An 8,897-nucleotide genomic window follows, 5' to 3' on the forward strand; every position below is an offset into this window, starting at 1 on the left:
CAGCCCTGGCCTTCGTCGCGGCACTGGTCATCGCCCCGCTTCTCGTCGGCGCGCTCGCAGCCGCAGCCGATGGCCTGATCCTGAAGCGGCTGAACTACGACCCCGAGGCGACCATCGTCGCCACCATCGGCCTTCTCTACATGATCCAGCAGGCGACGCTCAGCTTCTACGGCCCGAACGCCAACCCGGTCCAAGCTCCCTTCGAATGGCGCATCCAGCTGCCGTGGTTCGGCTATTCCGGCTACAAGCTCTTCGTCGTCCTCGCAGCCGCCCTCGTCCTTCTCGCCCTCTGGGCCTTCATGACCCGGACCAAGGCTGGCCTCATCATGCGCGCCACGCAGGTCGACCGCACAACGGCCCGCGCCTTCGGCATCAATGTCGACCGCGTCTACATGGGCACCTTTGCGCTAGGCGCGGGGCTGGCCGCACTCGCCGGAGTGCTGATCGTCCCGATCCAGCAGGCGCATTACCTGATGGGGGGCGATCCGCTGCTCCTGTCGTTCATCGTCGTGATCATCGGCGGGCTGGGGAGCCTTCGCGGCACCCTCATCGCCGCCCTGATCATCGGCCTCTCGGACGGCGTGATCAGCATGTTCTTCTCGCCGACGCTGGCGAAAATCCTCGCCACGCTTCTTGTCGCCATGGTCCTGGTCTTCCGCCCGCAGGGCCTGTTCGGGGCGAAGGCGTGAGGGTCTGGGTCCTGCACCTCGCGCTGATCGCCGTCCTGTTCTCGGCCCAGTTCTGGCTTTCGCCCTATCACACGACAAACCTTGCCCGAATCATGGTGCTGGCGGTCTTCGCCATGGGCTACAACTTGGCCTTCGGCTACACGGGCCTTCTCAGCCTCGGCCACGCGCTGCTTTTTGCCGCCGGAATGTATGCCGCAAGCCTTCCCGCCCAGCTTTGGGGCCTTTCCGCCGGACCGGGCCTCATCCTGGGCATCGCAGCCGGGGGGCTGATGGCCGCCGCCGTGGGCCTTCTTGCGCTCCGCACCGCAGGCGTCAGCTTCATGATCGTCACGCTGATGTTCGCGCAAGCGGGCTATCTGACCATCCTCTACTTTGGTGCCACGACAGGTGGTGACGAAGGCTTTACCATCCCCGCCGCAAGCCGGACCTTCGCGGGCTTCGACCTATCGACAGACACCCCCCGCTTCCTAGCCGCCCTTGCGCTTTTCACGACGGGCCTCCTCATCAGCCTCGCTCTCGTCCGCTCTCCCTTCGGCCGCACTATGGTCGCGATGCGCGAGAATGAGGAGCGATCCCGCATGCTCGGCTACAACCCCTTCACCGTGAAACTCGCAAGCCTCACCATCTCCGGCCTCTACGCTGGCGGCGCGGGGGCCGCCTATGCCCTCCTCTTCGGCTATGCGGGCGCGAGCTTCGCCACCATCCAGTACTCCATCCTCCCCATGCTCTACGTCCTCCTCGGTGGAGCAGGCACCACCCTCGGCCCCTTCCTCGGCGCGCTTCTGATGTTCGCGCTGATCGAGGCCGCAACCGGCCTTACCTCCGCCCACCAGTTCATCGTCGGCGCCGCCCTTGTCGCCCTGATCCTCTTTGCACCGAAAGGCATCCTCGGCACTGTCCGGGAAAGGTGGGCCCGATGGCTCCCCTGATCGAGACGCGCGGCCTCACGCTCCACTTCGGCGGCCTGAAAGCGGTCGACGGCGTCGACTTCACCCTGAACCCCGGCGAAATCCACGCACTTATCGGCCCGAACGGCGCAGGCAAGACCACCTTCGTCAGCCTCCTCTCCGGCCGTCGCTTGCCGCAGTCGGGCACGATCCGGCTGAACGGAGAGGACATCACCCACCTCCCCGCCCATGCCCGCGTCCGCAGGGGCATCGCCTATACCTTCCAGATCACCAGCATTTTCCCGCGCCTTTCGGTCTTCGACAACGTCGCGCTCGCCGTCCAGTCCCACGGCGCCAAGGACCTGCCCGCGAAAACCCGCTCCGCTCTCGCCCGTGTAGGGCTGGAAACGCTTGAGGATCAGGAGGCCCAGACCCTTGCTTATGGCCACCAGCGCCTTCTCGAGCTTGCCATGGGCCTCGCCCTCAACCCCCGCCTTCTCATCCTCGACGAACCCACCCAGGGCCTCGCCGCCAGCGAAATCGAAAGCTTCAAGACCCTCGTCGAAAGCCTTGTCCCCGCAACCACCGTCCTCCTCATCGAGCACAACATGGAGGTGGTGATGGACATCGCCACCCACATCACCGTCCTGAACTTCGGCAAGGTCCTGGCCACCGGCACGCCCCCCGAGATCCGCGCCAACCCCCTGGTGCAGGAGGCCTATCTTGGCGCTTGAGGTCAAAGCCCTGACCGCCGGCTACGGCCCCGTCGCCGTCCTGAACGGTGTCGATTTCCGCGCCGAGGCAGGTCAGATCACTTGCCTCATGGGCCGGAACGGGGTGGGCAAGTCGACCTTCCTCAAATGCCTCATGGGCATCGTCCCCGCCGCCAAAGGCACCATCCAGCTGAACGGCGCCCCCCTCCACGGCCTTCCCGCCCACGAAGTACCAAAACGCGGCCTCGCCTGGGTCCCGCAAGGCCGCCGCCTCTTCGGACCCCTGACGGTTGCTGAAAACCTTGCCGTCGGCGGCCTGGTCCAGGGCAATGACGGAAACACCCTAACCCAAGTCCTGACCCTCTTCCCCCGCCTCCGCGAACGCCTCACCCAGACCGCCTCCACCCTCTCCGGCGGCGAACAGCAGATGCTCGCCATCGCCCGCGCCCTTTGCCTCGCCCCCCGCGTCCTGCTTCTCGACGAGCCGACCGAAGGCCTCCAGCCCTCGATGATCGCGCTGATCCAGGAGGCGGTCGTGACGCTGAAAGCGCAGGGCGTCGCCGTGGTTCTGGTCGAACAGCGGGTGGACGCGGTCCTGAAACTTGCCGACCGCGTGGCCTTCATGCTGGCGGGGCGGGTGGAGGAGACAAGGGATGCCAAAGGCCTGACCAAAGATGACCCGGTCTTCCGGACTTATGTGGGGGTATGAATGACAGGCCTTGTTGCGGGCGTCGATGTGGGCGGCACCTTCACCGATCTGGTGATCTTCGACCCCACAAGCGGCGCTGTCCGGCTTGCCAAGGTGCCGACCACTCTGCCCAACCAGTCGGGCGGCGTGCTGGCCGCGTTCGAGGCCGCGGAGGCCGACCTCGCCGCGATCGACCTCATCGTCCACGGCACCACGACCACAACGAACGCTGTCCTTGAACGCCAGCTTGCAAAGACCGGCCTCATCACCACCCAAGGCTTCCGCGACGTGCTAGAGCTGGGCCGCCGCACCCGCCCTCAAGCCTATGGCATGCATGGCCACTTCACGCCCATCATCCCCCGCGACCTGCGGTTGGAGGTGCCCGAGCGGATGGATGCCAAGGGCCGGGTCCTGACCCCCCTGGACGAAACCGCAATCCGCGCCGCAGTCACGCACCTTAAGGAGCAAGGCTGCGAAAGCCTCGTCATCCACTTCCTCCACGCCTATGCGAACCCCGCCCACGAACTCCGGGCCAGAGAGATCGCCAGAAGCCTTTGGCCCAATGATTACATCACCTTGGGCCACGCACTTCTATCGGAAAGCCGCGAGTACGAACGCGGCGTGACCGCCGCGGTCAATGCTTCGGTCCAGCCACTTCTGGAACGCTACGTCGCACGACTGGCGGACCGACTGCAGGAAAAGGGCTACGCCCGCGACCTCCTCGTCATGAACGGCAACGGCGGCATGGTCGCCGCCCGCGACGTCGCGCGTGAGGCGGTCAAGACCGTGATGTCCGGCCCCGCCTCGGGCGTGATGGCTGCCGTGGCCACCGGCAGGCGCGCCGGAATGCCGAACCTTCTGACCTATGACATGGGTGGCACCTCGACCGACGTGGCGATGATCAGGGGCGGGGTCGCCCCGGTCTCGAACGAGATCGAGGTCGAATATGCCATGCCGATCCACGTTCCCATGGTCGACGTGCGGACAGTCGGGGCAGGCGGCGGCTCGATTGCCCGGATCGACGCCGGCGGGATGCTGCGGGTTGGCCCCGAAAGCGCAGGGTCAACGCCGGGGCCTGTCTGTTATGGACAGGGCGGCACTCGGATCACGATTTCGGACGCCAACCTTATCCTCGGCCGACTTCCAGCCTCCCGCTTCGGCCAAGCGGCCCAAGCCGCGCACCTGGCGATGCGCGACCAGATCGCCACCCCTCTGGGCCTGAGCGTCGAGGCGGCGGCCGAAGCAGTCATCCGTATCGCCAACACCCATATGGCGGGCGCGATCCGGATGGTCTCGATCTCGCTCGGCGCCGATCCGCGCGACTTTGCCCTCTTCGCCTTCGGAGGAGCCGGGCCATTGCATGCCGTAGCCCTGGCCAAAGAACTGAGCGTTCCCAAGGTCTTGATCCCCGCCCGCCCCGGCATCACCAATGCGCTTGGCTGCGTCGTCGCCGACCTTCGGCACGACTTTGTCCGCACCCTGAACAGCCCGCTGGACGTGGCGGACATGGCAGATGTCCACGGCATCCTTGCGGCCCAAGAAGCAGCGGGCCGCCGTCTCGTCGGGGCCGAGAAGATCGCCCTGACTGCCACCCGCGCCGAGTTCTCGGCCGATATGCAGTTCGTCGGCCAGACCCATCTTCTGCGGGTCCCGCTGCCCTCGGCAACCCCCAGCCGCGAAGAGCTGCAAAGCCGTTTTGAGGCCGCCTATCACGCCCGCTTCCGGGTGGACCTTCCGACGATCCGGGCCAACCTCGTGAACCTCAACTGCTCGGTCATCGGCGAACGCCCGGCGCTGGACCTCTCCCGATTGATCGACCCAGCCGGACGCAAAGCCGTGGCCGAGGCGAGCTCAATCCGCAAAGTCTGGTTCGACGGCTGGCACGACACGCCGGTCTACTGGCGTGACCACTTGCCGTTGAACATTGACCTGCAAGGCCCTGCGATCATTGAGCAAATGGACACAACCATCGTGATCGATCCCGGCGCGCGGGTCACCTCGGACCCAGATGGCAACCTGATCGTAAAGGTCACCGCATGATCGACCCCGTCACCCTTGCGGTCATCCAGGCGGGCCTCCAGCAGGTCTGCGACGAGATGGACCTCACCTTCTCCCGCGCGGCGTTTAGCCCGGTCATTGCCGAAGCGGACGACCGGTCTGATGGCATCTATTCCGCCACCGACGGAAGCCTGATTGCCCAGGGTTCCAAAGGCTTACCGGTCTTTGTTGGAGTGATGCAGTTCTCCACCCGCACGATCCTGGAGCGCATCCGGACAGGCATCACCGCGGCGCCGGAGCCGGGGGACATCTACATCGTCAACGACCCGTATCTCGGTGGCACGCATCTGATGGACGTCCGCTTCGCGATGCCGGTCTGGCGGGGGGGCGATATCTTCTGCTGGCTCTCGAACACCGGCCACTGGCCCGATACCGGTGGGGCGGTGCCGGGCGGGTTTTCAGCCAGTGCGATCTCAGCCGAGCAGGAAGGGCTACGCTTGCCGCCGGTGAAACTCTTCAAGAAAGGCGCGCTGGATCAGGAAATCTACCAGATCATCTGTTCCAACATTCGCGTTTCGGAACAGCGAATTGGCGATGTGAAGGCGCAGGCCTCGGCGTTGCTCGTGGGGGCCGAAAGGCTTGCCGCACTGCTGGACCGGTACGGGGATGCGACGGTCGTCGAAGCGATTGCCGAGATGCGGCGGCTGGCGGCCAAGCAGATGCGGGCGATGATCGGGCTGATCCCGGACGGGACCTATCGCTCGACGGCGATTGTCGACAGCGATGGGGTGGTGAACCAGCCGCTGACGATTGCGCTGTCGGTCACCAAATCTGACGGCGCGCTCAGGTTCGATTTCTCGGAGTCTTCGCCGCCCTGCATGGGGCCGATGAACTCGGTCCGGGCGACGACACTGTCAGCGGTCTATCTGGCGATGCGGCACATCTTCCCGGAGGTGCCCATCTCGGCGGGCGCCTTCGAGCCGCTGGAAGTCACTGGCATCGAAGGAACATTTCTCGACGCACAGTACCCGCGCCCTGTGTCCGGCTGTGCCGCCGAAGTCAGCCAGCGGATCGCCGAGGCAGTCTTCGCGGCCTTGGTCCAGGCGCTGCCAACCCCTGTGACCGCAGCCCCCGCCGGGACCTCAGGCAACTTCGGGCTTGGCGGGCACGATCCGGAGAAGGGGCGGGACTACGTCATGTACCAGATTTCCGGGGGTGGATACGGCGGCTTTGCCGGTGGCGACGGGATATCCAACGGGTGCTCGACGATTGGCATCTCAAAGGCTCCACCCGTCGAGATCATGGAGCAGAGTTACCCCGTGCTTTACTGCCGTTACGCGCTCCACGAAGGATCCGGCGGGGCAGGGCAGTTCCGCGGCGGCTTCGGCCTTGACTATGAAATCGAGCTCCTGCGCGGGGACGCGCGGGCAAGTTTCGTCATGGATCATGGCCGCGTCGGACCGCAGGGTGCGCTCGGGGGGCAGGACGGCGCGGTTAACCGGGTCGAGGTGATCCGCAATGGCGTCACAATGGTGCCGGAGCATCTGTCGAAGGCGCAGGACATAGCGCTGAAGCCGGGGGACCGGGTTCGGGTCAGAACACCGGGTGGAGGGGGCTATGGTGACCCCGCCAAGCGCGATCCGGGGCTAGTGGCCGAGGATGTCCGGCTGGGCAGATATGATGCGGCGGATGCGGAGGCCCTATGGCCTCGTCCGAACGCGTCAAATCCTAACAAACCCTGAACGACCCCCAGCTAACCCATTGGAATCCCGTGATGAGCAGGCCCTGGGCACCGTGCCCAAGTTCAGGCCGCGATCTCCCTCGGCAGCATGAAATCGACCGCCACCCCGGTCCCCCCGATCTACTCGGCCGCGTGCGGCTTCGGCTCGCGTCGGTTGAGCGCGGCCTCCAGCACCGAAATCCGGCCCTGCAACAGCGCGACATCGACCTGATTCCGCGAGACGTTGTCGGCCAGAACCAGCGGGTCCGGAGCCACCGGCTCGACCTCTTTCTTGCCGATGAAGCGGCTCAGCACCCAGGTTACGCCGCGGGACACGTCATCCATCACCAGATACATCGATGGCACGACGACCAGGCTGAGGACGGTCGACACGATGATCCCGCCGATCACCGCGATGGCCATGGGTGCCCGGAACGCCCCACCCTCGCCGACACCAAGCGCCGAGGGCAGCATGCCTGCCGACATCGCGATCGACGTCATCACGATCGGCTGGGCGCGCTTGTGCCCGGCTTCGATCACCGCCTCGATCCGTTTCATGCCGCGCGCCTGCATCTCGATGGCGAAGTCGATGAGCAGGATCGCGTTCTTTGCCACGATCCCCATCAGCATCAGGATACCGATCAGCACAGGCATCGAAAGCGGGTTCTGCGTCAGGATCAGCGCCGCCGCGACCCCGCCCACGGACAGGAGTAGCGACAGGATGATGGTCAGGGGCTGCAGGACCGAATGGAACAAGAGGATCAGCACGAACATCATCAGAAGGACGCCCATCACCATCGCGTTCACGAAGCTGCCCAGCAGCTCGGCCTGGACTTCGGCATCGCCAGACGGCGTGACGACGACCGAGGCCGGAAGGTCCAGCGTCGGCAGAAGCTCGGTGAAGCGGGCGGTCGCCTCGTCAAGCACAAAGCCGGGCGCGATGTCGGCACCAACCGTTGCGACCCGCTGACGGCTGAGGCGCTTGACCACCGATGGCCCCTCGGCGACCTCGACGTCGGCCACTGCCGAAAGCGGCACCGGGCCGACCGCCGTCGTCACCTTCAACGCCGAAATCCGGGCCAGGTTGTCGCGAGAGGCTTCGTCAAGCTGCACCCGGATCGGCACCAGGCGGTTGTCGATCGAAAGCTTCCCCAGGGCCGCAGACACGTCGCCGATGGTTGCCACCCGTACCACTGCGGCGATCTGCTGCGCCGTCACGCCCAGACGCGCGGCCTCGTCGGCCTTGGGTGTGATCTGGATTTCGGGGCGCGGCAGGGCAGCCTCGGTCGAGGGGTTGAGGAACATCGGTTCCTCGCGCAGGGCCTCTTCGATCTTGCGGACCGCCAGGTCGAGATCGTTCTCGTCGATCGACAGGATATCATAGGAGAACGGCCGCGAGCCGCCGCCCGGCCCGCCGACCTTGAAGGCCCGGACATCCGGAACCGCTCTTAGCGCCGCGAAGACCTCCGACTCGATCTCGACCTGCGGCCGCAGGCGGCCTTCGGACGGAATCTCGGGGATCAGCTCGCCGACCAGAGGCATCGCACTACCAAGGTCGATCAGCTTGCGCTGCAGCCCGTTGTCCAGCCGGTCGAGGATGATTGTGAACGTGGCACGGCGGATGTCACGGTCGCCAAGCGGGGTCGAGCCGCCGATGACGATGACAGATTTCACCCCGTCGATGTCCTTGACGATATTGCGCATGGCATCGGTCGTGGCGGCGGTGTCATCAAGGGTCGATCCCGGCGGCAATTCGACCGACACGATGATCCGGCTTTCGTCTTCCGGCGGAAAGAGGCTGCCGGGCACCTGAAGCATGGCGTTGACCGAAAAGTACACGACGATGATGGCCACGAAGACCGTCAGGTAATAGGTCGGCAGCGCCAGCCACCGGCGGCCGGCGGAGCGGCGGACCTTCGTCGTCGAGCGGACCAGCCAGAGGTAGCCCCGCATGAAGAGCCCGTCCTTGTGGTGGTCGCCATGGCCGACGGCATCCGACGCGCGCATCAGGTAGGCCGCCATCATGGGTGTGATAAGGCGGGCCACCAAAAGCGAGAACAGCACCGCCACGGCCACCGTAAGGCCGAATTGTATGAAGTACTGGCCCGGAATGCCGGGCATGAAAGACACCGGGACGAAGACCGCGACGATGGTGAAGGTTGTGGCAATCACCGCCAGGCCGATTTCGTCGGCAGCCTCGAT

Annotated in this window: 7 protein-coding genes; 6 read left to right on the plus strand and 1 reads right to left on the minus strand. The window is 65.6% G+C overall.

The window, feature by feature from the left end; translation table 11 throughout:
• From ACRCSW_RS22995 to ACRCSW_RS23020, 6 genes are all read left to right on the plus strand, one after another.
• The coding region (locus ACRCSW_RS22995) for a branched-chain amino acid ABC transporter permease (protein ID WP_438707977.1) at positions 1-689 on the plus strand (689 nt) is incomplete at its 5' end.
• Positions 686-1,618 (plus strand): branched-chain amino acid ABC transporter permease, encoded by a 933-nt coding sequence (locus ACRCSW_RS23000; RefSeq protein WP_438707978.1) that lies wholly within the window; start codon positions 686-688, stop codon positions 1,616-1,618. The genes ACRCSW_RS22995 and ACRCSW_RS23000, both read left to right, overlap by 4 nt.
• Positions 1,606-2,310 carry an ABC transporter ATP-binding protein gene (locus ACRCSW_RS23005; RefSeq protein ID WP_438707979.1) on the plus strand — a complete coding sequence of 235 codons (705 nt, stop codon included), beginning with the start codon at positions 1,606-1,608 and terminating at the stop codon, positions 2,308-2,310. Before ACRCSW_RS23000 ends, ACRCSW_RS23005 begins: the two co-directional genes overlap by 13 nt.
• Positions 2,300-2,998, plus strand: a complete 699-nt coding sequence (locus ACRCSW_RS23010; protein WP_438707980.1) for an ABC transporter ATP-binding protein — start codon at positions 2,300-2,302, stop codon at positions 2,996-2,998. Before ACRCSW_RS23005 ends, ACRCSW_RS23010 begins: the two co-directional genes overlap by 11 nt.
• The gene (locus tag ACRCSW_RS23015; protein WP_438707981.1) at positions 2,999-5,017 is read left to right on the plus strand and encodes a hydantoinase/oxoprolinase family protein; all 2,019 of its coding nucleotides are present in this window, start codon (positions 2,999-3,001) and stop codon (positions 5,015-5,017) included.
• The gene (locus ACRCSW_RS23020) at positions 5,014-6,717 is read left to right on the plus strand and encodes a hydantoinase B/oxoprolinase family protein (RefSeq protein ID WP_438707982.1); all 1,704 of its coding nucleotides are present in this window, start codon (positions 5,014-5,016) and stop codon (positions 6,715-6,717) included. The genes ACRCSW_RS23015 and ACRCSW_RS23020 overlap by 4 nt, the downstream gene beginning before the upstream one ends.
• Positions 6,718-6,836: 119 nt before the next feature.
• Here ACRCSW_RS23020 and ACRCSW_RS23025 read toward each other — a convergent pair.
• A partial coding sequence (locus tag ACRCSW_RS23025; protein ID WP_438707983.1) for an efflux RND transporter permease subunit occupies positions 6,837-8,897 on the minus strand: 2,061 nt, incomplete at its 5' end.

This window comes from Tabrizicola sp. (genome assembly GCF_051645465.1).
In the GTDB taxonomy this organism is placed as follows: Bacteria; Pseudomonadota; Alphaproteobacteria; order Rhodobacterales; family Rhodobacteraceae; genus Tabrizicola.

Excerpts from the sequence above, each read along its gene's own strand:
- ACRCSW_RS23005 (WP_438707979.1), top strand. The coding sequence starts at position 1,606 with ATGGCTCCCCTGATCGAGACGCGCGGCCTCACGCTCCACTTCGGCGGC.
- ACRCSW_RS23015 (WP_438707981.1), top strand. The coding sequence starts at position 2,999 with ATGACAGGCCTTGTTGCGGGCGTCGATGTGGGCGGCACCTTCACCGAT.
- ACRCSW_RS23020 (WP_438707982.1), top strand. The coding sequence starts at position 5,014 with ATGATCGACCCCGTCACCCTTGCGGTCATCCAGGCGGGCCTCCAGCAG.